The sequence below is a fragment of the Alteromonas sp. RKMC-009 genome (assembly GCF_003584565.2).
GTDB lineage: Bacteria > Pseudomonadota > Gammaproteobacteria > Enterobacterales > Alteromonadaceae > Alteromonas.
The window spans coordinates 1,867,768-1,893,069 of sequence record NZ_CP031010.1 but is presented as its reverse complement, the minus strand read 5'-3'; the positions used below and the strand labels follow the sequence as shown (position 1 = coordinate 1,893,069).

The window sequence follows — 25,302 nt, the reverse complement described above, 5'->3', positions numbered from 1 at the left end:
GCTATCTATGCATACAGGGTGACGAATTGGGTATACGACTGTGCCCGTCCTGCATTTTCATCTAGTATGGCTCATCTTAGCCGATTAAACATTTTGTATGCGTTAATGACGAAACCGGATTTACTTTCTGCTGACAACCATCGACTGCCTGACGATGAATCACTGCTGGTTGAAGAAGTGCCGCTGGCGATTTCCGTCAATGACATCAGTCTGGTAGTGATGATGATCTCCCCTGACGATATCGAAGACTTCATTACCGGCTACTTTCTGACTGAACAAATCATTACTGCGCCGGTTGAAATTAAAGATATTCATATCGAGCGCAACGAAGCCGGCATCGAAGCCAATGTCAGCCTTACCGGCCGCCGGGAGCACCTGCTAAAATCACGGCGTTTTACACGGGTCAATGCAGGCTGCGGAATTTGTAATCACACCGCACTTGAACAGGCATTTCCGCAACTTGAAGCTGCAGCAAGCTGGTCCCCTGTACCAGCCTGTGACTTCGGTTCACTCAGAGATGCCATGGACAAGCTGCAGGAAAAAGCCCGTAAGACCGGCGCCCTGCACGCCGCCCTTTACGGTTCAGGTAATGACATCGCACTCGGACGGGAAGATATTGGCCGTCACAACGCATTAGATAAAGTGATCGGTGCTGTGCGAAAACGCATAAAAAACCATGAAGAAGGTTATCTTGTTGTGACCAGCCGCTGTGGTGTGGAACTGGTCCAGAAGGCAGTGATTGCAGGCTTTACCACACTGATAAGTTTTTCTTCTCCCACGTCGCTGGCAGTGTCTTTCGCCCGGCAACACAAATTGAATCTGGTGTTTCTGCCACGAAACAACCAGCCTGTATTTTTCTCCCGCGAGGTTCAACATGGCAGTTAAATCCACTAAGGCAGGCGGTTTACCGTCAATTAAATCCACTGTGAACGAACTGATTAAAAGTAAGCAGGTTCGTCAAAACATGCTGAACCTTTATAAGGTGAACAAGCATAAGGGATTTGACTGCCCGGGATGCGCCTGGGGGGACGAAAAAGACGGTACGTTCAGATTTTGCGAAAACGGTGCAAAAGCAGTGGCATGGGAATCGACAGAGATGACCATTGGTGCTGAGTTTTTCAGACAGCATAGTGTGACGTATCTTAATAAGCAGTCCGATCACTGGCTGGAAAGTCGGGGTCGGCTGGCAGAACCTCTACGTTACAATGCAGCAACAGACCATTATGAACCGGTAAGCTGGGATGATGCTTTTGATATCATTGCCGCTAAACTCAACGGGTTAAGCAGCCCTGATGAACTGGAACTTTATACGTCCGGCCGTGCCAGTAATGAAGCCTCTTTTGTCTATCAATTATTCGGACGTGCATTCGGCACGAATAATTTCCCCGATTGTTCCAATATGTGCCACGAAGCCAGCGGCATTGCGCTGAACCAGTCGGTAGGTGTAGGCAAAGGCACGGTGGTCCTGAAAGATTTTGAAAAAGCTGACACCTTGTTTGTGTTCGGACAAAACCCCGGTACCAATCATCCGCGCATGCTTAACGCCCTGCGTGCGGCGTCGAAACGGGGGGCGACCATTGTTTCGGTGAATAACTTAAAAGAAGTCGGCTTACAAAAATTTGCCAGCCCGCAAAAGCCTGCAGAGTTACTCGGTCTTGAAACTGTGCAAATCAGTAGCAAGTACGTTTCACCGAAACTGGGGGGCGATTATGCTGTTGCCAGAGGTATGGCGAAGGCCATTCTGAACCACCACAAAGACAGGCTCGACCATGAGTTTATGACTTCCCACACTTCAGGTTTCGATGCGTATGCATCTGCTGTTGAAGCAACAAGCTGGCAGAGCATAGAAAAACAAAGTGGCCTGTCGCAAAGTACAATCGAAGAACTGGCAGCACTGTTTTCTGCTTCACGCAAAACCATTTCTACCTGGGCGATGGGTATCACCCAGCATCTTTACTCAGTAGATACCATCAAAGAAATTGTTTCTCTGCATCTGCTCACCGGTGCCCTCGGGTTACCCGGTGCAGGACTGAGTCCGGTGCGTGGTCACAGCAATGTGCAGGGCAACCGCACGATGGGGATCCTTGAAGCACCAAAACCCGATTTTAATCAGCGCATGAAAGAGACTTTTGGCTTCAATCCGCCGGAAAAACCCGGACACCGTGTGTTTGATATGCTCAGCGCTCTGCATGAAAAGCGCAGCAAAGTACTTATTTGTCTTGGCGGAAACCTGGTGGCTGCCGCAGCAGATACGCCATTTACCGCCACTGCAGCCGGCAACGCTGAACTGCTGGTAAACATCGCAACTAAACTCAACCGCACTCACGTAACCGCTAAACAGGACGCCCTGCTGCTGCCCTGTTTAGGCAGAACAGAAATCGACATGCAGGCCACGGGCAATCAGGTGATTACCGTAGAAGACACATTCAGTATGGTGCACGGTTCCAGCGGCAGCACACCACCGCAAAGTAACAACCTTAAATCGGAAACAGAGATCATTTGCCGTATCGCCGCTGCAACTCTGGGTGAGAATACGCCGGCAGACTGGCTGTCGCTGAAAGACGATTACAGCCTGATCCGCGACCTTATCGCGAAGATAATCCCCGGGTTTGAGAATATGAATGATAAGATAGCCGAACCAGGCGGCTTTCATTTGTACAACGCTGCAGCAAACCGGGAATGGCGGAATAAAGAGGGTAAAGCCCTGTTCAACCACAATGCCTTACCGGAGAATTTATTCAGCGAAGGCGTGGTGGCAAAAATCGCAGCCAGTGATACGCCGGTTTTCACTATGCAGACATTGCGCAGTCATGACCAGTACAACACCACGATTTACGGCATGAACGACCGTTACAGAGGCATTTTCGGTGAACGTAATATAGTGTTCATTAACCCGCAGGATTTAGCCAGACTGAATATACGTGAAGGCAGTCTGATAGATGTTGAGACCGTGTGGGATGACGATGTCACCCGAAAAATCTCACGCTTTAAAGCGGTCAGCTACGATATTCCTCAGGGGAACGTTGCGGCCTACTATCCGGAAGCGAACCCGCTGGTGCCCTTCAACAGTGTGGGGCAGCAAAGTGCCACCCCGACCTCGAAAGCGGTACCGGTCATCATTACACCGGTCAATGTAATCGCCTGATAAAGGTAATTTCACTGATTAAAGCTGTCTGGCATCCCGCTCTGCGTTGCTGGACAGCAGTAATGCCAGCCACTGGCTCTCCTCACGGGATTCCAGCGCAATTTTCACAACCATGGTCAGCGGAACGGATAACAACATTCCGACACTGCCCAGCAGCCATCCCCAGAATACCAGAGACAGGAACACCACCAGCGTAGACAGTCCCATCCCCCGCCCCATCAATCTGGGCTCCACGATATTTCCCATCACGGTATTTACCGCCACGAATGCCAGTGCAACCAGTCCTGCAGTGCCGGCCCCGTATTGCACCAGTGCAATCAGCACCGCCGGAATGGCAGCGATAATTGAGCCGATATTCGGGATATAATTGAGCAGAAACGCAAGCACACCCCAGAGCAGAAAGTGGTCGATATCCAGAATATACAACCAGATCCCAATGATCAGCCCGGTTGCCAGACTTACCACGGTTTTAATCGCCAGATAGCTGTTCACCGATTTAATAAACCGGTCCACATGTTTCATCTTCATTTCCGGATCGGCAAGCGCCGTATGTAAACGTGAAGGCATACTGTCAGCTTCGAAAAGCATAAAAATAACCGTCAGCAGGATAAGGAACATATTAGACAATGCGCCTCCCATACCGCTGAGAAAATTCGTTGCCACAGACATCGCCGTACCGGGATCAAAGTGCTGAGTGAACAGCTCACGGTTAATATGAATGTTCATTGAAGCCAGCCGGTCAATGATCCAGGCAAACTCACTGTCCAGCTGTTTACGGTAACCGGGCAGGTTTTCCTTAAAATCTGTTAATGATTGGCCAACCAGCCCTGCCAGCAGGAATCCGAAAACCAGAATAATCAGTATTACTAAAGTAATGGATGCCCAGCGCGGAATGCGGTGAGCACTGGCCCAATTTATAAGCGGGCTGCAGGCAATGGCGATAAATACCGACAGGAAGAAAGGTACCATGATGGCGCTGGCGGCCTTAATACCGGCCAGTACAACGACCAGACAAGCGAGTACTATCATCGCTTTGGCTGTGGGTGATTTGAGTTCCATAGTGGTCTTTTAAAGATAATTCCTGTTATCAAATTAACAAATTATACTGCTGATAGATATAACCAGAATAACGAGAGAGATCATGACGCTGAATCAGGCAACCATCCGGATCAAGAACCTGCGCCTGCGCACCTATATTGGTATTAACGACGACGAGATAAAAAATAAACAGGATGTCGTGGTCAACGCGAAGATTCATTACGATGCAATAAACGCCACCAATACTGACAACATGGATGATGCTCTGAATTATAAAACGGTGACGAAAGCGATTATAAAACTGGTGGAAGACAACCGTTTCTCTCTGCTTGAGAAACTTACTTCAGATGTGCTTGCCGTTGCAGCAGAGCACCCGTGGGTAACGTTTGCAGAAGTGGAAGTGGATAAGCCTCACGCGCTGCGCTTCGCCGATTCAGTGTCCCTGACGTTGTCGTGCACCAAACCTTAAAGAGGTATTAGTGAAAATACTTGTCACAGGCGGTACCGGGCTGGTTGGTAGCCGGTTTATTCATAAAACAGCAGGTAAATATCAATTCACCGTGTTAAGCCGGTCGCCGGAGCAGGCCCGCAAACAGTTGCCGGACAATGTTGAGGTAATTGCAGGTTTGCATGATATTGCAGATTTTTGTCTGTTTGACGGCGTCATTAATCTGGCCGGCGAGCCCATTGCAGATAAACGCTGGACGCCGTTACAAAAACAACGTATCTGCCATAGCCGCTGGGATCTGACACAGCAGCTTGTTACCCGCATGAAAGCCTGTGAACATCCGCCGTCTGTCTTTATATCCGGCTCAGCCATCGGCTACTATGGCCGTCAGGGAAATAGACCGGTTTCCGAAAATAACCATACCGTTCATGATGAATTCACCCACCAGGTTTGTCAGCGGTGGGAACAAATCGCCATGCAGGCAGCCTCTGACGCAACCCGTGTATGTTTGTTACGCACCGGTGTCGTGCTCGATAAGGACCGGGGAGCATTGCCCAAAATGGCAATGCCGGTAAAGTTGGGTGTGGGAGGAAAAATTGCGAGCGGCACGCAGATCCTGTCATGGATCCACATTGATGACATGGTGTCAGCCATTGAACATCTCCTCGAAAACCACCGCTGCTCAGGGCCTTATAACCTTACTGCTCCGGAACCGGAGACCAATGCGGTCTTCACACGGATTCTGGCGGAAACGCTTCACCGGCCGGATTTCTTCATTGTCCCGGCATTCGTACTAAAAATACTGATGGGAGAAGCTGCAGATATGGTCATTACCGGCCAGCATGTGATCCCTGAGCGTTTGCAGGAAAGTGGTTTCCATTTTCGCTATCCGGCCCTGCCAGCAGCTTTGCAACAAATATACGCCTGAAACTTAACCATGGAGTCCGGCGCCCGTCACTGGCAATTGCTCTGACTGGTGCCATTCACATTTTGTCACATCTTCGTGACACACATCCGGTTATTAATCACACAACTGCATTGACAGTCCGGCCTCAGAGGTAAATAGTTATCACTCCAAATTAGTAAAAAGGATGTAACTATGAAAAAAACAATCAACACCTTGCTGATTTTGCTGCTCGCTGGCACATCTCCTCTGTCTGTTGCCGGTGAAGAAAATATTCCTGAGCCATTTCGCGGCGATGATCCCAATTCTACTCTGGAAGTGGCCTATGATGATTTGAATGCGCTGCTCTCATCTTATGTAACAGTAAGTGGCTGGTCCACGCGGGAAAAAGCACCACGTCCGGATGCAGGTGTCGGTACCAGATTAAAAACCCGCATCAACAGACTGACGGCGCTGGAAGGCAACAGGTTCTATTTTAAAGGCGCAAGTGAAAAAGATCTGATAGCTGAATTTATCTCTGACATTCGCGCAAGCCTTGAAATGCTGCCCGCTGAAGTGCCATTACGTCTGCTGAACAAAAATGAGCAGCTGGCATACTGGCTGAACCTTTACAATTTCACCCTGCTCGATGAAATGATGAAAGTGTATCCGAAGCACAATTTACTACGGGTGCTCGATTACGGTGATGACGACTCAATCATGGCGCAAAAACTACTCAACGTCGCCGGTGTTCCGTTAAGCCTGGACGACATTCAGTTTACGATCCTCAAAGAAAAATACTTTGGTAATCCGCTGATTATTTATGGTCTCTGGCAAGGCAATATTGGTGGCCCGAGCCTGAGAAGTACTGCCTACACCGGCAAAACAGTGTGGCGGAAACTGGAAGACAATGCCGGTGAATTTATTAATTCAAACCGTGGTACGTATTTTGACGGCGAAGTGTCGGCATTATACGAGCGCAACATGCCATTCTTTGACAACGATCAGGCCAAACTGGTCAGCCATTTAATGGACTATCTGCAGGGTGACATGTTTGATGAATACGCAAACCGCGACGACGTCGAATTCGAAATGGAAGACTGGACTCTGGCAGCGCTGATTGGCGAAGGCAGAAAGTATGGCCGGTCTGCTGCAACCAACGGGGCGGCCATGCTGGATGCTGTAGTAGCGACTCAACCCGGCGAGGCCTTTGGCGACACGGTAGCAATTCAAAACTACCTCGCTGAAGACAACATAATGAAAACGCCTGTTAACTTCCGTTTTTCAGAAGCACAACTGGAAATTCTGCAGAAACTGCGTACCAAACATGAAGTCAGCATGGGTCGTGTTGAAGTGACGGATCTGGATGAAGAAGAGGCTTCTGAAGATAAAGAGCAAAATAACTGATCCAGCACCCGCCCGGCAAAGACGTTACTCAGCTTAGTCTTTGCCGGGCGATATCACTGCCTAATAACAAATAATATTTTGAAAACGGGTCGTTTGCGCCGTGGATTTATAAACATGCGGCTGATCGGCATGAAAACGCAAGCTGCCACCACATTTTAAATCATGCCATGCCCCGTCCACATGCAACGATAACGCCCCTTCTGTCACATAAACGTGTTCAATTACCCCGGGCGCATGGGGATCAGACTGTTGTTCATGAAAATTCAGCAAACATACTTCCATGACTTCTATCCGCGTATCCGCTGAATAGGGAAAAATGGCTTTCACTTTCATGTCCGGATCACGGGGAAAGTTATCACTGTGTTCTCTGTCATCCGGTCCGGATGCAAAAAAAGCAGAAAACGATGCATCCAGGCCGCTGGCAATCTTCCAGAGAGTTGAAATGGTGGGACTGGATTCCTGACGTTCTATTTGTCCCAGCATCGCCTTAGAGACTCCGGACATCTTTGCCAGAGCATCCAGACTGAGTCCTCTGTCTTTTCGCAGGGTTTTAAGGTGTAACGCGATATGTTGCTTAAATTCTTGTTCGGCCATAGCAAAAAACTATTTGTGCGCTATAGCGCACGGTGTTATGTTTGTTTTATGTTGTGCAGTATAACGCACAAAAAGGACAAAGTCTGTTGCTTGTCCTGACAAACCACCTGCCGGACTGCCCGAAGAATAAATACGGCTACCGGTAAGAACAGGAAACCGGATTATGAAATCATTGATCAGTAATTTTGAGCGCTACCCGCTGACATTCGGCGTAACGCCAATCGAATATTTGCCCAGACTGACTGAAGCCCTGGGAGGAAAAGTAGATATCTACGCTAAACGGGAAGACTGTAATTCAGGTCTGGCAATGGGTGGTAATAAGCTGAGAAAACTGGAATATATTGTTCCGGACGCCATTGCAAGCGGTGCTGATACGCTGGTTTCAATTGGTGGTGTGCAATCTAACCATACCCGTATGGTTGCTGCGACGGCTGCCAAAATCGGCATGAAATGCGTGGTTGTGCAGGAGAAATGGGTGCCACACTACGATGCCGTTTATGACCGCGTGGGTAATATTCAGATGACCCGCCTGATGGGGGCTGACAGTCGCCTTGTGGACGACGGCTTTGATATCGGCATTCGTGACAGCTGGAATAAAGCGATTCAGTCAGTAAAAGATGCAGGCGGCAAACCCTATGCAATTCCGGCCGGTGCATCAGTACATAAATACGGTGCTTTAGGCTATATCGGCTTTGCGGAAGAGGTGATTGCTCAGGAAAAAGAGCTGGGCTTTAAGTTCGATTATATTGTGGTGTGTGTGGTGACCGGCTCTACCCAGGGCGGCATGATTGTAGGCTTTGCCAATCACGACCGTGCAGATACCGTAATTGGCATCGATGCTTCAGGCACTCTGCAGCAGACACGGGATCAGGTAACCAGCATTGTTGATAAAACGGCTGATCTGGTGGGCCTTGGCCGCAAAGTACGTGAAGACGAAATTGTTATCAACCCTGACTATGCCTATCCCGCTTACGGTGTTCCGTCTGAAGAAACCAATGAAGCAATACGTCTGGCAGCTAAAACCGAAGCCATGATCACCGACCCGGTGTATGAAGGAAAATCGATGCAGGGGCTAATCGACCTGACTAAAAAAGGTTTCTTCCCTGAAGGCTCAAAAGTACTTTATGCTCACCTTGGCGGTGCCCCTGCCCTGAACGGCTACAGCTATCACTACAAAGATGGCTGAGGCTGAGAGCAGCATCTGATCCGCCTGAATATTACCACCGGCCAGCGAAAGGCTTTTGTATAAAAATCAAAAGCCTTGCACCCCGATGTGAACCTGTTTAGTCTGCCGGTGTCTTAGTGTTTTACATAACGGAGTAACGGCTGTGGCTGCGGGTGAATTCGGCAAACAAATCGCACTGGTCAGAAATCAGATGATGAGCAGACTGGACGAGGCTCTGAAAGAATTTGACCTTACCGGTTCACAATTTGCCGTTATCAAGCTGATCGCTGAAGGCAGAGCCGATACTCTGGCAAAACTCTGTGAAGCGATGCATCATGATAAAGGCGCGATGAGCCGGATTTTAAGCCGTATGGAAGAAAAGGCGCTTATCCGCCGTAAACCCTGCCCTCACGACGGCCGCGCATTTAAACTGGCCCTCACCGCAAAAGGCGAACAGCTTTTCCCGCTTACTACGCCTAAAATTAATGCCATTTACGATGTCGCACTGAAAGATTTTTCAGAATCTGAAAGAGCACAATTTTTCAGCATGCTCACCCGTTGTCAGCATAATTTGTGTCACTAACTGACAGTTATCGCACTTATCCGCTTACAATCTCTATTTAGTTGCCCGGGCAACCACAAGCGATAAAATACTTGCCTGGTCAACCAAAAACACACACTCAACATGATTCAGGCAATTCTTCGTGCTCTGTCAGCACACATACCCGGCCACACGTTTTCTGCCGGCAGCCTGTCCGTTCTGCATGAAGGACGCTTTGCTAACGCTATCGTTTATTTATATCAGGACGAACACTATCAACTCATCATCAAAGACTTTTCTTCACGGCACTGGCTTATCAGAAAAACCATAGGGCGTTTATCAGTTCGCCAGGAGTTCAATGCCATTACGGCATTACAACACATACCGGGCATTACACCGCTCTGTTTCCGGCCGGGTGAATGTACCATTGCTTACAGCCATATTGCCGGGCAAACATTGAAAGATTTCGCTGCTGAGGGAAACCGGTTGTCACCGGCATTTTGTATTGAACTGGAAAAAATTATTCACCGGATGCATGAGGCCGGACGGGTCCATCTGGACTTACGGAACATGGGGAATATTCTTATTGATGAGCAGGGAAAGCCTGCTATTATTGATTTTCAGTCGAGCTTGCGCTGGCAACGTTTCCCGTTATGGTTGCAGAAATTCATGCGCTATGCAGATATCACCGGGGCATATAAAGCCTGGGAGCGTTACGGAACCACACCGCTGCCGGCGCATAAAAAGCAATTTCTGACCCGCTATAATGCAACCCGCAAGTGGTGGGTGTTTCGCGGCTATCCTGTTCACAGAATGCAGGTACGTGTGCAGGCCTTTGCTGCACACGTTATGAGCCTTAACATTGTTCAGAACATCCTCGAAAAGTTCTGGTAACGGCGCTGCTCTAATCCCTGGCTGAGGTCAGGGATTTTATTTTCTCTCCCAACATCAACAGTGCCGGTGTCAGCAGCAGTGTGAGCAAGGTCGCAAATGTCAGACCGCCGGCGATGGTGCTCGACAACACTGTCCACCACTGCGCTGACGGCGCTCCCACTGAAATGTTCCGGCCGACGATATCGATAGTCAACGCAAACACCATGGGCAATAACCCCAGGATGGTGGTGACAGACGTGAGCAGTACCGGTCTGGCACGCTGCGCTGCCGTGCGTAAAATGGCCTCTTTGGCATCCATGCCCTCACTCTTTAGTGCATTATAGGTGTCGATTAAAACGATGTTGTTGTTTACCACTATCCCTGCAAGGGCAATGGTGCCGATACCACTCATAACCACCACGAAGGGTTGCGACGTGACCATCAGGCCAATTAACACGCCCGCTGTTGAAAAGATAATTGCACTCAGTACCACAAAGGCCTGATAGAAGCTGTTGAACTGAGTCACCAGAATGATCAGCATGAGGAAAATCGAGCCGATAAAGGCATTACTCAGGAATGTCATTGACTCCTGGGTATCCTCATCTTCGCCTTTAAATGACAACATAACGTCAGCAGGTAACGGCGATTCGATGAGCTTTTCACGCATCTGCTTCAGCTTCTGATCCAGTAACTCACCTTCCGCAATTTCAGCCTTAATAGTATAAGTCCGTGCGCCATCAAGACGGTTTATCCGTCCGGTTTTGGGTGCAGGCTCAATGGTCACGAAGTTACCAATGGGCACAGAGCCGTTGGCAGACGGAATACGAAGTTGATAGAGCTGCTCAATATTGCGGAAGGTTTCCGGGAAGCGCAGACGAATTTCGACTTCTTCCTCGGCATCATCCGGGCGGTACTCCGCCAGCATGGCGCCATTGGTGATTAACTTCACCACATTCCCCAGCAGGGTGACATCCACGTTGTACTGGGCTGCCAGCTCTCTGTCCACGTTTAAACGCCACTCCACACTGGGCAGAGGCCGGGAGTCTTCAACATCAACAAAACCACCCGTTTCTTCCATTAGGGCAAGAATATGTTCCGTGCCTTCAATGAGACTGTCATTACTGATCCCGCTGAGGACAATTTCCACCGGTTTACCGGAGGACGGCCCCATGTCGGGCAACCGTACCTGTACTTTGATGCCGGGGATGGTTTCAACATATTCACGGATATCAGCCATGATTTCTGACGCCGGCGGACGGGTTTCCCAGTCGCTTAATTCAAGCTGGATAACGCCGATAACATCTTCCGGCATTTCCGACTCGTTACCACCACCGCCGCCAATTGTGCGGGCGTAAACTGAATCGAGATTGTCTTGTTGCAACAAAAACTTCTCGACTTTCTTAACCAGTTTGTCGCGCTCATAAATAGATAAATCACCCCGTGCCTGTACCTGAATTTGCAGATATTCGGGTTCAATGTCAGGGAAGAACAACACGCCACGACCAAAGAAACCGTAAAGCACGAAGGTCATGAACATAATACCCAGTGCTGCCAGTGTGGACTTGCCGGGATGATTTACGATGTTCTTTAAGAATCGCAGATAACGGCCCAGCCAGCCCTGAATGTCATCCAGGTTGCCCTTCTCCGCCATGCGGATAAATTTTACGGTATCAGACTGGGTATCGACGCTGACTTTACGGGTAATCACACCGCCAAGTACCGGAATAAATATCAGCGCCATAAATAACGAAGCGGTTAAGGTAATGATGACGGTCAGCGGCAGGAAGCTCATAAACTCCCCCACCAGGCCAGGCCACACCAGCAACGGAAAGAATACGGTCAGCGTGGTGATGGTTGAAGCAATGATAGGCCACGCCATGCGTTTGGAGGCGGTGGCGAAAGCAGTTTTCGGCGGCTCGCCTTCAGCAATTTTCCGGTCTGCCAGCTCGATGGTAACAATGGCGCCGTCAACCAGCATACCCACCACCAGAATCAGGCTGAACAGCACAATCATATTCATGGTCATGCCGAAGAAAAATATCACCGTCATGGCCGCCAGAAATGAACCGGGAATAGCCATACCGACCAGGATGCTCGGCCGTATACCCAAGGCAAAAACAATCACTATCATCACCAGAATAATAGCGGTCAGCACGTTGTTTTCGAGATCACCCAGCATACTCTTAATTTCACCGGATTTGTCCTGCAGATAGTCTACTTTGATGGTATCCGGCCACTGAGTTCTTGCCAGTTCCACAAGATTGCGTACATCAGCAATGGTTTCGATAATATTTGCGCCGCTTCGCTTTGATACTTCAAGAGCAATGGCTTTTTCACCCCGCAAGCGGGCGAAACTGGTGGGATCTTTGAATGTACGGCGGATGGTGGCGACATCATCGAAAGTGACAATGGTGTTTCCGACTTTTTTCACCGGCAAGGTAGCCAAGTCCTGCATGGTCTCAATCACGCCCGGCACTTTGAACACCATGCGCCCGGCACTGGCATCAATGGCCCCGGCAGCCACCAGCTGATTATTCTGACTGACAAAATTCAGCACATCAGGAAAAGACAGGTTATACGTTTCCAGCGCAACCGGGTCGATAATGACTTCAAGTAATTCTTCCCTGTCACCGGCAATATCCACTTCCAGTACACCGGATAAAGCTTCAATTTCATCCTGCAGACGGCGGGCAATATTCACCAGCGTACGTTCTGGAATATCACCCGATAACATGACAGTCAGCACCGGGAAGAGTGACAGGTTCACTTCGGTAACTCTGGGCTCTTCACTGCCGGGAGGCAACTCCGCTTTGGCCAGATCGACTTTTTCCCTGACATCAAGCAACGCCTGGTCAGCATCAAAGCCGGCTTCAAACTCCATCACCACTGAGGCAAAGCCCTGAATGGCCGTCCCTTTCATTTCTTTTAAGCCTTCAATGGATTGAAGCTCTTTCTCCAGCGGCCTCACCAGCAGGCGTTCGCTGTCTTCCGGTGCAATACCGTCGTACACCACCGAGACATAGATAAACGGAATCGTGATGTCCGGCTCAGACTCTTTCGGAATGGCAAAATAAGCACTGGCACCGGCAATGGTTAAAACAAAAAAGACCAACGCTACGGTACGGGTGCGGGCAAATGCCGCATCGATTATCGCATTCATTATCTGGCCGCCTTCTCAACTGGCGTCACCACATTACCGGCATCCACAAAGCCCTGCCCGGTGGTGATAAGACGCACGGTATCAGGCAAGCCGGTTACCCAGGCCCCTTCATTGTCAGATTGCAGCAGTGATACCTGATGAAATTCCACTTTATTGTCACTACCAACTGATTTAACCCCAATTCGCCCATCGGCATCCAGAGTGAATGTCGCCGGCGATACATAGTGGGCCTTCACTTCATTCACGTGCAGGGTAACCGTGGCGCTGGAGCCGGATTTCAGTTTTCCGTCAGGATTGGGTATGCCGATTTCAGCAAGATAGGTACGGGATTCACTGCTGGCATAAGGAGCAATGAAGCGGACTTTGCCTGATACCTGCTCGCCGGTGGCAAGCTTAATATCTGCCTGCAGCCCTTTTTTGACTTCATTCACCCGTTGTTGTGCGATTTGGATCTCAACCACCAGTACCGAGTTATCCACCAGCTCCAGCATCGGATCGCCGATACTTACCACATCGCCGCTTTCTGCAGACAAACTCTGGACTTCGCCGTCAAAAGGCGCCACAGGACGCACAAAATTAATATCTGAACGGATGTTCGCAATGGCGGCTTCAGACGCTTTTACATTTGCCAGAGCGGTGTCGAGCTCTGATTCACTTTGATACTGCTTATCAGCCAGTTGCGACAAACGCTTATAGGTTTTCTTACGGGCTTCGTACAGCGCTTCCTGTTGCTCAAGCTGAATAAGTCTGTCTTCCATATCGATGGTCAGTAAGGTATCACCTTTTCGCACAGAGTCGCCTTCGCTTACCAAAATCTGCTCAATACGTCCCGCCGTCTGTGCTTTAATTTCCAGCAAGCGTTCCGGCACGGTTTGTCCCTGAACCACCAGCGAAACCGGTGTAACCTGCGCTTCAGAAACCGTCACTTCCACGGAAAATGGCTGGCTCTCACTTTGAGTCTGATTTTGCTCTTCGGGCTCTGATGAAAAAAGTCCGGAGACCATCCATGCACATATAAGAAGAATAAACAGGAGTGCGAAAACAGATGATTTTTTCATTGTCAGATGAAATCCTTTGTCAGGCTGGGTGTCATTTTTATTGTGTTGAACGTAATGATTGTGGTCACTGCGAAGCAATTATTTTCAGGCCGGAGAACGGATTGTCAGAACGGCCGGCAGCAATATTGCGTAAGTTATCACAGGCAACATAAAGAGGTGTTGTAAATTTTGTAACGAAATAAAAAAACGCTGTGCAGAAAAGATGAATACCTGAAGCCTGCCAGCTGGCGGGAAAATGCCCGGAAAATATCAGGAAAGGAGCCGGTTCAGAGAGTGACACACTCTTCTCTGAACCGGTTTATACCGCCGGTACAGCTATTTTGTACCGCAGTAATTTCAATAGGGTTGCTACACCATTTTTCGTAGCAACGCTGTGGTATTTAATGACAGCAAACGCCAGCAGCCCAATGCCCCCAATACACCCACAACAATCGCTCCGGTCACCGGTGCAATCACCCAAAACTCCGGATGCAACGATGCTTCCATCTGAAAAATTTGTGTTTGCAGCAAATAGAGACTGAGCTCATTGGCAAGTGCGGCCATAAACCCGGCCACGACGCCGATGATGACAAATTCATATACCACGCTCAGGCGGATCAGCGATCCTTTCGCTCCCAGAGTACGAAGTATAGCCAGTTCCTGCTGACGCTCGTCCATTGACGCCTGGACCTGTGCTATCAGCACCAGTGCGCCGGCAGCCAGAACCAGAATCAAAATAAACTCAACAGCCAGTGAGACCTGGTCAACAATATCCCGCAACTGATTGATACGGGCGTCCACGTCAAACAAGGTGGCGGACGGGAATGGCTTCAGCAATTCTGTAAGTTCCGGCTTTCTTTCAGGTGGCAGGAAGAAACTGGTGATATAGGTTGGTGAAAACGCCGCCATCGCTTCAGGTGACAAAACAAAGAAGAAATTCGGTTGCATAGTTTGCCAGTCGACTTTTCGTAAACTGGTTACCCGCGCCTGCACCTCTTCACTGCCGATATTAAATGTCAGCACATCATTGAGCCGGATATCCAGCCTGCCGGCCACTTCTTCTTCTACAGATACAGGATAAATCCCGTCCTCCGGCGCAGAGGTCGCATTACCCTGCCACTCACCGGCAACGATTTCATTGCCAAATTGCAGGGTGTTACTCCATGTCAGATTCGCTTCACGGCCCAAACCGTCCCTGCCTTCACGGGGACCTTCCCTGTCTTCTTTCGAGACTTCCGTATTCACACGGTCATCATTCACCGCAACGAACCGCCCGCGAACAACGGGATAAAAGTCAGAAGCTTCCACATCCGCCTGCTCAAAGTGCGATTGCAACTGAGGTTTCTGACTTTGGGTGATATTGATCAGGAAATAGTTAGGCGTGCCTTCAGGCAACTGTGCCCGCCATTGCGCGACCATATCGTTGCGCATAACCAGCACTACCAGCAACAACAATAAGGTCACAGAGAAACTGATAAGCTGCACACTGTTATCCATGGAGCGCCTGCGGATACGGGCCCACGCCAGCTGCCACGGTCCCATGCTGCCGCTGCCCAGTTTGCGTCCCACACGGATAAGACCCAGCGTAACAAGCAGCAAACCGGCGACCAGCGCAATGCCGGACACAAACAGAATGGCACTGATTTTCAAGTCCTGACTGTACGTCCACATCAGTAAGAAAATTGCACCACCCGCAGCCAGAAACTGCAGGGATTTTGAGCTCATTCCTGCGCCAACATCACGGCGCAGTACCCGCAGCGGCGGCACCGAAAATAAGCGCAGTAAGGGATAAAGTGAAAACAGAAGCGCACAAACCACACCGGTAAAGACAGCAATTAACACCGGTCGCCAGTGCCATACATTCAGTGATACATCTACCTGATCAGCCAGCGCCGTCACCACTATCTGCTGAATAATAACGCCGGCAGTAATACCAATCACGATGCCCACCAGAGTGATAAAACAAATTTGCATGGTGTAAATGCGGCGTATTGTGGTTTTGCTCGCGCCGAGGGTTTTCATAATGGCTACAGGGTCAAAATGACGCTGACTGTATCGCTGGGCGGCAACGGCAATCGACACCGCAGCCAGAATGATGGCAAGCAGACTGGCGAGCAGGAAATAACGTTCGGCGCGCTTCACCGAGCGGCCGACCGGGGATTCATCATCTTCAACAGACTGCCAGCGGTGAATTTCATCATCAAGCTGCGGACGCAGCCACTCATAGAACGTGTCAAGTTGTGACGTATCACCGGTAAAATAAGCTTTGTACGTCACCCGGCTGCCGGGGCCGGTGATATTTGCAGCCGCTAAATCGGCTTCACGGATTAATACGATGGGGTCAGTTGAAAAAATGCTGAAACCGGCATCAGGAATTTCGGACAGCACATTCGTCACTGTAAATGCGGCATCGCCCACATAAACGGTACCGCCGGGCTCAACATCCAGCAGTTGAAATAATCGCGAATCTATCCACGCTTCGCCGGGTTGAGGCAAACCTGTAGCCGGCTTCGCCTCTCCGAACGGCGAGTCCGTCACCAGAATTTCACCCTTTAACGGATAATGTCCGTCTACAGCACGCAAATCCACAAGTGACATCTGCTCTTCACCGAATGCCATAGAACGGGTGGCGACCTGTGTAGCCGTGCCCAGCCCGTCCGTTTGCGCCTGTGCAATCCAGGCAGGATCCACCGGTTGAGAGGCGCGTAACTGACTGTCTGCAGCCATAAAGCTGGCGGAGCGCTCGGTCAGTGCGCCCTGAAGGCGCTCACTGAACAACGACAGTGACAACACCGAAGCCACTGATAACACAATAGCGAGCAGGATAATGGTAAGTTCACCCCGCCGGGCCTCATGCTTAAACAAACGCCACGCTAAATTAAATGCCATCCCCATATCAGGCTTCCTCAGCGACAGGACCGGATGACACCGTAGTTTCGGTCAGTTCCCCCGCCTGCATCGTCAACTGTCGTGAGCAACGAAGTGCCAGCTCATTATCATGGGTAACCAGCACCAGTGTCGTGCCCAGCTCACGGTTCATCTGAAATAAAAGCTGCTCAATTTTTTCACTGTTGGCAGCATCAAGATTACCTGTAGGCTCATCGGCAAAGAGGATTTTTGGCTGACCGATAAACGCCCTTGCGATAGCAACCCGTTGTTGCTCGCCGCCGGACAACTGATTAGGGTAATGATGCGCTCTGTGGGACAATCCCACCTGCTCCAGAATTTTCTTCGCGCGGCCTTTCGCGTCACTTAGCCCTGAAATCTCCGCAGGCAGCATGACATTCTCGATGGCTGTCAGACTTTGCACCAGCATAAAGCTCTGGAAAATAAACCCGACTTTTTCCCCTCTCAGCCGTGCCCGCGCTTCTTCGTTCATGGTATGAAGGGGAGCGCCGTCGAGATGAATTTCTCCGCTGCTCACTTCATCCAGCCCTGCCAGCAGACTCAGTAAAGTGGATTTGCCGGAACCAGACGCGCCGACAATGGCAACAGACTCACCTGCCTTGACTTCGAATGAAATTGGTTGAAGGATCTGAAGCTCACCTTCACTCGTAGATACTGTTTTCGTAATATTTCGGGTGCTAATCATAGGAGTTGTCACTGCCGTGTTTTTGTTACAACGATACCGCCGCTTTGCTTTTGCATGGGCTCTTTTATTTTTACAGCTGTTGGTGGTTTCAGATCATCTGCACGCTGCGTCAGAAAATCAGCAAACATCACCGCATTTCAAACTGTTAGTCCTGGGTGATAGCCTAAGTGCAGGCTATGGTTTAAAGCAACAGGAAGGCTGGGTTAGTTTGTTACAAAATATCTGGAATGACGAACAGCATCAGATTGATGTAATAAACGCCGCGATAAGCGGAGAAACCACCGACGGTGGCCTTGCCAGACTTCCCAGATTGCTGGAACAACATCAGCCAACACATGTACTTATAGAATTGGGTGGTAATGACGGATTACAAGGTCATCCGGTCACAAAGACGAAATCCAACCTGAACGAAATGGTTAAGCTGGCAAAAGCGTCGGGGGCCACTGTGTTCATACAGGATATGGAAATTCCTACAAATTACGGGCGTCGCTACACACAGATGTTCGCCAATGCATTTGATGCGGTGGCAGAAGAAAATGACATAAATTTAATCCCGTTTTTCTTGCAACAGGTAGCGCTGGATAAATCTTTGATGCAGAACGACGGGATTCATCCTAATGCAGAAGCCCAGCCAATGATTGCACAGTTTATGGCTCAGCAACTCGCACCGCTCATTCTGAACCGGAGCTGAGCCCGCCAGTTCAGCGGGTGACCTATTCTGCCCGGGCAGAAAGCATCCGCACAAACCAGTCAGATATCCCGCTTTTCATTACCTTATTTGCTCACAAAAAAAGAGGATGCCCGGCATCCTCTTGTTTGTTTTAAACCTTTACGGCTTCACATAATGTGAAGTCACACCTGCAGGTTGTTCTGTCAGTTTCATGTAGCGGTCACGAAGTTTGGTTTGACGGGAAGACATTTCAATGGCTTCGCCTTCAATGTAGACCTGTTCTGCCACTTCTGTTACTTCAAGGGGATCACCACTCCAGATCACAACATCGGCACGTTTGCCCGGAGCTAGTGAACCAACCTGACCGTCCACACCCAGAATCGCTGCAGGAACTGAAGTAAGACTGGCGATACCACCTTCATAACTCAGGCCGTTGGCAACAGCATTCCCGGCATGCTGCGCAGCCAGACGGATATTGTGAGTTTCCATACCTATAGCGACTTTCACACCGGCTTCTTCCAGTCTTGCCGCGTTATGTAACGTTGCACCTAACTGTTCAAAGTTACCGGGTAAGTTCAACTGCGGATCAAGAATAACCGGCACGCCGGCTTCAGCCAGTTCATCAGCAACACGCCAGGCTTCCACGCCATGCAGTAACACAAGATGCATGGCCGGGTGACGCTTTTTAAACGCCAGCACCTGGCGGATATCTGCTGCACGGTCGGCTTCGATGAATAACGGTACATCACCGCTGACAACACCTTTGAGCGCTTTGATATCTGCACGGGCGTTAATACCGTCCCAGCTTGAAGTCAGTGAAGGCACGGACTTCGTGCTGCGGACTTCATCAAACAGCGCTTCCAGTGTCACCCACAATGCTGCCCTTGAGCCGCCGTGGCTGTCGGCTGAATTACCGTCCACGTTCACCACCATAAAGGCTTTGTTTTTTAATATCTCTGCGTTGTCGTCAAGACTGATCACCGCACCCTGACCATGGAACAACATGTCAGTATACTGCACTGTCGTTGCCGCTGAGGTGACCCCTTCAATACGACTTACGTCGATAAGCGTGGAGTCAGGATTTATCGCATATGTGACATCCAGAGCCGCACCGGTTGTGCTGACAGGCGTTACTCCGGCAGAAGAATCCACCTCACCCGCCCAGGACGACACTTCAACAAGGCCAAGAGAGGTTAACGCACCGACAAAACCCGGTGTGACAACTTTTCCGCTGGCATCCACACGGGTATAGCCCGCCGGCACGTTGCCGCCGGCTGTCACTTTTTCAATTTTATCGTCTTTAATCAACACGGTGCCGTTTTCTATCGTACCCTGTGCTGTCTGGGTAAGTACTTTCCCCCCTGTAATGGCGATATTCTCAGCCATCACACCGGTACTGAGAGCTGCGGCAACAGCAAGTGATAATAAGCGCTTCATTTTACATCTCCTTCACCGACCTGACCCACTTCAAAATCGCTTAACGGCCAGCTATCCGGGTTCTTCAGATCGTAAGCCTTGCCACCATCAATATAGACCTGTTCAGCTTTGGTGTAAGTCGAGAAAGGATTCCCTGTCCATAATACAAGATCGGCATTCTTTCCTGCTTCCAGAGAACCGGTTTTATCAAAAATCCCCAGTGATTTTGCCGGGTTCGCGCTCAGCCATTGCCATGCATCGGCCATAGAGATATCTATGCCCGCACGTTTACCGTCAGACCAGGCTTTGGCCGCTTCCTGATTTAATCGCTGAATACCGAGTTCGTCGTCACTGTGTACAATGGCACAGGCTTTCGCAGCGTGTACCACCGGAATGTTTTCACGGATCCCGTCATACGCTTCCAGCTTGAAGCCCCACCAGTCGGCCCACATGGAAGCACACACATTGTTTTCTGCCAGCTTGTCGGCAATTTTGTAGCCTTCAACTGCATGGTGGAATGAGGAAATCTGATAGTTAAATTCCTTCATCATGTCCATCATGACCGTCATTTCATCAGCGCGATAGCAATGCATATGCACAAGAATGTCACCATTAAGCACGCCGGCCATGGTTTCTAAATCCAGATCCCGTTTCGGGGCCTTGGGATCTTTCCCTGCATCGTAATCCGCTTCGTATTTATCCCATTCGCGCATGTAAGCCTGGGCGTCAGACCACGCCTGTCGGTAACCTTTAACATTGCCCATGCGGGTCATCGGACCGCCTTTCTGGCCATACACACGTTTCGGGTTTTCACCGCAAGCCATTTTCATCCCGTAAGGGGCATCAGGAAACTTCATATCCTGCATAGTGCGGCTTGGTACGTTCTTCAGTACCACCGAGCGGCCGCCAAATAAATTCGCTGAGCCGGGCAGTATTTGCAGCGAGGTGACACCACCCGCCAGAGCGCGGCCGAAACCGGGATCCTGTGGCCATACGGAATGCTCTGCCCATACGCCCGGGGTTACCGGCTTCGTCATTTCGTTTCCGTCAGACGTAGAGCCCACTGACGGAGACGGATAAACACCAAGGTGGCTATGGTTGTCGATAATACCGGGAGTAACCCACTTTCCTTCACCGTCGATAACAACCGCATCAGCGGGGTATTCAACCGTTTCACCTGTTGCTACGATTTTCCCGTCAGCAAAATAAATCATGCCGTTTTCAATGCGGTTACCCACACCATCGAGGATGGTGACGTTGGTAATGACTGTGGGCTTTCCGGCTATGGGTGTGTAGGTGCCGGGATAAGGATCGGTGTTGATTGACACATGAGGCGCCTGCTCTCCCTTTTCAGCCGGCTTGTCGGAACAAGCGACTAAAACAGTGGTACACAGACAAGCCAGCGCTAAGGCCAGCTTTGTTGGTGTGTGTTTCATGATGTTTTCCGTTTTTATTGTTTACGTTTTTAGTATGAGTATTTCGGCTGTTTCTGTCGAAAAGCCCTCCCCATTAATAACCTAGACAATTGCGGGAAAACAAACAATATACGGTGAGATTAAGCGACGCTGCTATGCGAGGACTGACGACGCAGTACAGCGACAATTTCATCCGCTTTTTGCAATTTACGAATATCATTAAACAGGGTTTCCGCCTGCGGATACTGACGCTTAAGATAACCACACCATTGCTTAATGCGGTTGGGATAGTACCGTCCCTTATCTCCGTAAATCTCATAGCCAGAATAATGAATCAATAAATCCGCCACTTCTTCCCAGCGCATAACCGCCTGCTCGCCCCGGATAGTCCGCGCCAGATTCGGCATGGCCAGTGCGCCGCGTCCCAGCATCAAATCGGTACAGCCTGACTGCGCTTGGCAGCGCAGTGCATCTTCTGCATGCCAGATTTCACCGTTAGCAACCAGCGGAATATTGGTGTGAGCGCGAATTTTAGCAATCCAGTCCCAGTAAGCAGGAGGCTTATAACCCTCGGTTTTAGTGCGTGCATGCACAACAAGCTGATCCGCGCCAGCCTCTGTAATAGCAATGGCATTTTCGATGGCCAGAGATTTATCCTCAAACCCCAGCCGGATTTTCGCTGTGACAGGCTGATCTGCCGGCACGGCTTCCCGTACCGCTTTGACAATGTTGTAAAGGGTTTCAGTTTCTTTCAGCAACACTGCCCCGCCCTTACTTTTGTTAACGGTTTTTGCCGGACATCCGAAGTTCAGATCCACACCGGGGGAACCCAGCTCTACTGCTGTTTGCGCATTTTCTGCCAGCCACTCAGGGTGCTGGCCCAGTAACTGAACCCTTACCGGTACGCCAGACGGTGTTACGCTGCCGTTATGCAACTCAGGACAAAGCTTATAAAAGGTTTTATGCGGTAATTTTTGATCGACCACCCGCACGAATTCGGTCACACATAAATCAAAGCCCCCCACGCGGGTAAGCATGTCTCTCATCAGATGGTCAACGACCCCTTCCATGGGAGCAAGTAGGATTCTCATGTGTTTACACTATGCCGGTATGGTTTAGAAACGGGCGCGAAGTTTAGCAGAGAAAAGGCAGCGAATCATCCTGCCACAGATGAAATGAAAGCCGTTGAGTAAGGGGTAATACAATATGAAGTGATGATACTGCAAGGTTCGCCGGTTAACTGGCGATGTTTTTAACGTCCTGAGCAATCCACAAACACACGTAGCATCCGAACTCACGGGTCAGGTACTGTTCGAACTCAGCTTTGGTATCGCAATCGTGAGAAACGATGCGCTGGCGGTTGCCGTCGTAAATCAATGCTTTGAAAGTATACATAGTGTGCCTCGCTGAGTCAGGAAGCACACTATACATTTAGACGTCTATACTTTCAAACGTCCGGAAGTGTAAACAAAGAATATTTTGTTCTTAACCGGCCAGAATATATTCCAGACCGCCTATGATGGCTGCAACCTGAGCATCATTGCATATTTCATCAGAGGCTGATGGACTGTCGGGATAAACCTCGGTTGTCGTAACGTATGGCGCATCAGTCAGGCCTCCGCACAGAAACAGGGATTTCTTGTCATAGCTGATCACACCATCGTAAAGCACCTCTGCCCCGATGATTTTGTTATTTTCATCTGCAGGTGCGATGTGTGTAACGCCCCGCACTTTTTCGATGACCGCTTTCTGAAAATCCAGCTCAACCTTCCCGCTGTCAGCAACCAGATAAAAACCATCCGGGATCTCCCAGACGTCCTGAGTGATACCATCCCGCGCACCCAGGGCCGGCCGGAACTCGGAGTTATCAGTATCAGTGGTTTCGTGTAAATCGATGTGCATATGGACCGGCTCTTCAATGGCATCAACCATGGCTTTCAGCATTGCGGCTTCAGGTGCCGGAGAATCCGCGCGGAAACTGCGGTTAGGATCAACGGCAAGGGGATCCCAGCGGTTAATCGTTTCGTAACCCCAGGGACTGACACAAGGTGCAATTACGAAGTTACATTTGTCCTGCCACTCAGCCAGATGGTCTGTGGCAAACTTCAGTGCTCCCTGTACGCCGCTGGTTTCATAACCATGAACACCACCAGTAATAAGTACGGTTGGCAGGGATTTAACGAATAACTTTGGTTTGATGACGTAAAGCGGATAGCGGGACTCGTCGTAAGGTAACGCACCATACTGTGTGATTTCATAATTCTCAGGTACCGCGGGCAACCGGTCAATCACTTCTTCTTTATAGCTACGTTTAACAGACTGGGCATCCAGCCACTGTTTTTTCTCTGTGTCTGACCAGGGCGTTCCGGGGGTACCAATAGGGTAATCTTGCATATCCAACCTTTGTTTCTGTTAACAACAATGTTCTGACTGACACGATATCACGGCATTTAAAGTTGCTGTTATCGCGAGTCAGATGAATATGCACTTTATCACGTTATCCGGCCCGGCAGAGAATTACCGGGCACGCATACTGTGGCGGGCTGTCAGCCTGAAATGACAGTCAGACTTTTTTCTGCAGTTTCTTAAGCAGTTTACTGAAGCGGTCATCTTCTTTGCCGCTGATACGCTGAAGGATAAGTTTTGCCTGCTCCTTATTATCATCATGCAGATACAATTCAGCCAGCCGGAGATTCGCCCAGTTCAGAGAAGGCAATCCATCTGTATCGATACCGGCTTCGGGCAATTCGCTCAAGTAAGTCTCCAGCGCCTGAATGCCGGTTCCGGTATATTCACCGGACTGGACCGCTGTTTGCCCCAGGCGGTAAAGACCGTATAACTGATTAAACCGATTCTCGCTGTATGCCTCCCAAGCAAACTCATCTTCTTCAGAAGCGGCCTCCAGGCGCAGCGTCAGCAAAGGCTGCAAGGTTTCAAAAGCCTGCGGGTAAGCTTCATCACTCATATATTGATCACCTAGCACGTATCTGGCATAAACCCGGGTTTCAGGTTTTTCCATCAGCGTTTTAAGGAGCGAAATACCTTCCTCTTTTTTATCACCGGCCAGCAGATATTTTGCTTCGGCAATCTGTCCTTCGTCAGGGTCGAGTGCTGCTATATCAGCCACCAGTGATTCTGCCGTGTCCATATCGCCACCGGCTATGGATGGAACAAAAAGGTGATACTGGAAAAGAGCCTGATAAGTGCGGATTTCGTCAGGTGCCACTTCAATAGCTTTCTCCAGACTCTTACGGGCTTTTTTGGCATAGCCCAACGCTGAAAAAATACTTTCTCCTGCCTGTGCGCCCATGACACTCGCATGGAGCATGTACACACGATAATTTTCCGGATAGGCTTTGATAAAATCTTCCGCTGCCTCTTCTGCGTCATCCAGATCGGTATTCATCAGTGCTGAGATGTAAGTAGAAAAACGCTCTGCCGACTTATTCTTTTCATCTTCCAGCGTCGCGATGACCTGCCCGTACTTACCATCCCTGTACCAGGCGTCCAGTGCTTCATCGGAAATCAGGGTGTCTGCACTGGCAATAACCGGGAAAGTAAGCGCACTCACACAAAGCGCGACCGTCGACAAACGTTTTATGAAAAGCGTTCCTTGCATAGCGATAATTCCTTTTATTAATCAACTATCAGACTAGCAAGATTAGAGGTTGGAAAGTATGTGAAAAAGTAACAATTTGTGATGATGGCAGGATCACCAGTGCGGTTCCCGCAGAATAATTCAGGCAGGTAAATTCAAGGCAAAAAAAAGACCAGCATTTGCTGGTCTTTCTTATATGGCGTCCCCTAGGGGATTCGAACCCCTGTTACCGCCGTGAAAGGGCGGTGTCCTAGGCCTCTAGACGAAGGGGACTGAAATTTTGTCTTGCGAAGCATGCTTCGCTAAATTTCTGTAAGGCG

Annotated in this window: 21 protein-coding genes and 1 tRNA gene; 9 read left to right on the top strand and 13 right to left on the bottom strand. The window is 49.8% G+C overall.

Translation table 11 applies throughout. The features are described 5' to 3' along the window. Nucleotides 1–105: 105 nt before the first annotated feature. Nucleotides 106–885, top strand: coding sequence for a formate dehydrogenase accessory sulfurtransferase FdhD (fdhD, locus tag DS731_RS08340; RefSeq protein ID WP_161599131.1), 780 nt, complete (start codon nucleotides 106–108; stop codon nucleotides 883–885). After that, nucleotides 875–3,145, top strand: a complete 2,271-nt coding sequence (locus tag DS731_RS08335; protein WP_119500884.1) for an FdhF/YdeP family oxidoreductase — start codon at nucleotides 875–877, stop codon at nucleotides 3,143–3,145. Before fdhD ends, DS731_RS08335 begins: the two co-directional genes overlap by 11 nt. Before the next feature lie 18 nt (nucleotides 3,146–3,163). Here the strand turns inward: DS731_RS08335 and DS731_RS08330 are convergent, their stop codons facing one another. Beyond that, entirely contained in the window at nucleotides 3,164–4,204 is a 1,041-nt protein-coding gene (locus tag DS731_RS08330; RefSeq protein WP_119500883.1) for an AI-2E family transporter, read from the bottom strand. Between the two features lie 82 nt (nucleotides 4,205–4,286). On the opposite strand from DS731_RS08330, the gene folX reads away from it, so the two are divergent. From folX to DS731_RS08315, 3 genes are all read left to right on the top strand, one after another. Continuing rightward, nucleotides 4,287–4,652, top strand: a complete 366-nt coding sequence (gene folX / locus DS731_RS08325; RefSeq protein WP_119500882.1) for a dihydroneopterin triphosphate 2'-epimerase — start codon at nucleotides 4,287–4,289, stop codon at nucleotides 4,650–4,652. Nucleotides 4,653–4,662: 10 nt separating this feature from the next. Continuing rightward, complete coding sequence (locus tag DS731_RS08320; RefSeq protein ID WP_119500881.1) at nucleotides 4,663–5,559, top strand: TIGR01777 family oxidoreductase; 897 nt, start codon at nucleotides 4,663–4,665, stop codon at nucleotides 5,557–5,559. A 171-nt stretch (nucleotides 5,560–5,730) separates the two neighbouring features. Beyond that, complete coding sequence (locus DS731_RS08315; protein WP_119500880.1) at nucleotides 5,731–6,921, top strand: DUF547 domain-containing protein; 1,191 nt, start codon at nucleotides 5,731–5,733, stop codon at nucleotides 6,919–6,921. Nucleotides 6,922–6,981: 60 nt separating this feature from the next. Here the strand turns inward: DS731_RS08315 and DS731_RS08310 are convergent, their stop codons facing one another. Beyond that, the gene (locus DS731_RS08310; protein WP_119500879.1) at nucleotides 6,982–7,515 is read right to left on the bottom strand and encodes a helix-turn-helix domain-containing protein; all 534 of its coding nucleotides are present in this window, start codon (nucleotides 7,513–7,515) and stop codon (nucleotides 6,982–6,984) included. A gap of 163 nt (nucleotides 7,516–7,678) precedes the next feature. Between DS731_RS08310 and DS731_RS08305 the strand changes: the two genes are divergently transcribed. The 3 genes from DS731_RS08305 (at nucleotide 7,679) to DS731_RS08295 (ending at nucleotide 10,115) form a co-directional block, all read left to right on the top strand. Continuing rightward, a complete protein-coding gene (locus DS731_RS08305) occupies nucleotides 7,679–8,701 on the top strand; it encodes a 1-aminocyclopropane-1-carboxylate deaminase (RefSeq protein WP_119500878.1) in 1,023 nt (340 codons plus the stop codon). A gap of 142 nt (nucleotides 8,702–8,843) precedes the next feature. Then, nucleotides 8,844–9,263, top strand: coding sequence for a MarR family winged helix-turn-helix transcriptional regulator (locus DS731_RS08300; RefSeq protein WP_119500877.1), 420 nt, complete (start codon nucleotides 8,844–8,846; stop codon nucleotides 9,261–9,263). Between the two features lie 102 nt (nucleotides 9,264–9,365). Continuing rightward, nucleotides 9,366–10,115 (top strand): serine/threonine protein kinase, encoded by a 750-nt coding sequence (locus DS731_RS08295; RefSeq protein ID WP_119500876.1) that lies wholly within the window; start codon nucleotides 9,366–9,368, stop codon nucleotides 10,113–10,115. 10 nt (nucleotides 10,116–10,125) lie between these two features. Here DS731_RS08295 and DS731_RS08290 read toward each other — a convergent pair whose 3' ends face one another. From DS731_RS08290 to DS731_RS08275, 4 genes are all read right to left on the bottom strand, one after another. Then, complete coding sequence (locus DS731_RS08290; RefSeq protein WP_119500875.1) at nucleotides 10,126–13,254, bottom strand: efflux RND transporter permease subunit; 3,129 nt, start codon at nucleotides 13,252–13,254, stop codon at nucleotides 10,126–10,128. Further along, a complete protein-coding gene (locus DS731_RS08285) occupies nucleotides 13,254–14,312 on the bottom strand; it encodes an efflux RND transporter periplasmic adaptor subunit (protein WP_119500874.1) in 1,059 nt (352 codons plus the stop codon). Before DS731_RS08285 ends, DS731_RS08290 begins: the two co-directional genes overlap by 1 nt. 348 nt (nucleotides 14,313–14,660) lie before the next feature. Then, nucleotides 14,661–17,186, bottom strand: coding sequence for an ABC transporter permease (locus DS731_RS08280; RefSeq protein WP_119500872.1), 2,526 nt, complete (start codon nucleotides 17,184–17,186; stop codon nucleotides 14,661–14,663). 1 nt (nucleotide 17,187) lies between these two features. Further along, nucleotides 17,188–17,883, bottom strand: coding sequence for an ABC transporter ATP-binding protein (locus tag DS731_RS08275; RefSeq protein ID WP_119500871.1), 696 nt, complete (start codon nucleotides 17,881–17,883; stop codon nucleotides 17,188–17,190). A gap of 22 nt (nucleotides 17,884–17,905) precedes the next feature. Here DS731_RS08275 and DS731_RS08270 point away from each other — a divergent pair, with 22 nt between their 5' ends. Next, nucleotides 17,906–18,574 (top strand): arylesterase, encoded by a 669-nt coding sequence (locus DS731_RS08270; RefSeq protein WP_442858458.1) that lies wholly within the window; start codon nucleotides 17,906–17,908, stop codon nucleotides 18,572–18,574. Nucleotides 18,575–18,712: 138 nt separating this feature from the next. Here DS731_RS08270 and DS731_RS08265 read toward each other — a convergent pair whose 3' ends face one another. The 7 genes from DS731_RS08265 to DS731_RS08240 form a co-directional block, all read right to left on the bottom strand. After that, nucleotides 18,713–19,990 (bottom strand): amidohydrolase family protein, encoded by a 1,278-nt coding sequence (locus DS731_RS08265; RefSeq protein ID WP_119500870.1) that lies wholly within the window; start codon nucleotides 19,988–19,990, stop codon nucleotides 18,713–18,715. Further along, on the bottom strand, nucleotides 19,987–21,408 hold the full coding sequence (locus tag DS731_RS08260; RefSeq protein WP_442858457.1) for an amidohydrolase: 1,422 nt from the start codon (nucleotides 21,406–21,408) through the stop codon (nucleotides 19,987–19,989). The genes DS731_RS08265 and DS731_RS08260 overlap by 4 nt, the downstream gene beginning before the upstream one ends. A gap of 116 nt (nucleotides 21,409–21,524) precedes the next feature. Then, nucleotides 21,525–22,475: a tRNA dihydrouridine(16) synthase DusC gene (gene dusC, locus DS731_RS08255; RefSeq protein WP_119500868.1), complete on the bottom strand. Its 951-nt coding sequence runs from the start codon at nucleotides 22,473–22,475 to the stop codon at nucleotides 21,525–21,527. Nucleotides 22,476–22,620: 145 nt separating this feature from the next. After that, nucleotides 22,621–22,779 (bottom strand): hypothetical protein, encoded by a 159-nt coding sequence (locus DS731_RS21930; RefSeq protein WP_161599130.1) that lies wholly within the window; start codon nucleotides 22,777–22,779, stop codon nucleotides 22,621–22,623. Between the two features lie 90 nt (nucleotides 22,780–22,869). Continuing rightward, complete coding sequence (locus DS731_RS08250) at nucleotides 22,870–23,778, bottom strand: M14 family metallopeptidase (RefSeq protein ID WP_119500867.1); 909 nt, start codon at nucleotides 23,776–23,778, stop codon at nucleotides 22,870–22,872. 169 nt (nucleotides 23,779–23,947) lie between these two features. Further along, entirely contained in the window at nucleotides 23,948–25,003 is a 1,056-nt protein-coding gene (locus DS731_RS08245) for a tetratricopeptide repeat protein (protein ID WP_119500866.1), read from the bottom strand. Between the two features lie 176 nt (nucleotides 25,004–25,179). Next, nucleotides 25,180–25,255, bottom strand: a tRNA-Glu gene (locus DS731_RS08240). Between the last annotated feature and the right edge of the window lie 47 nt (nucleotides 25,256–25,302).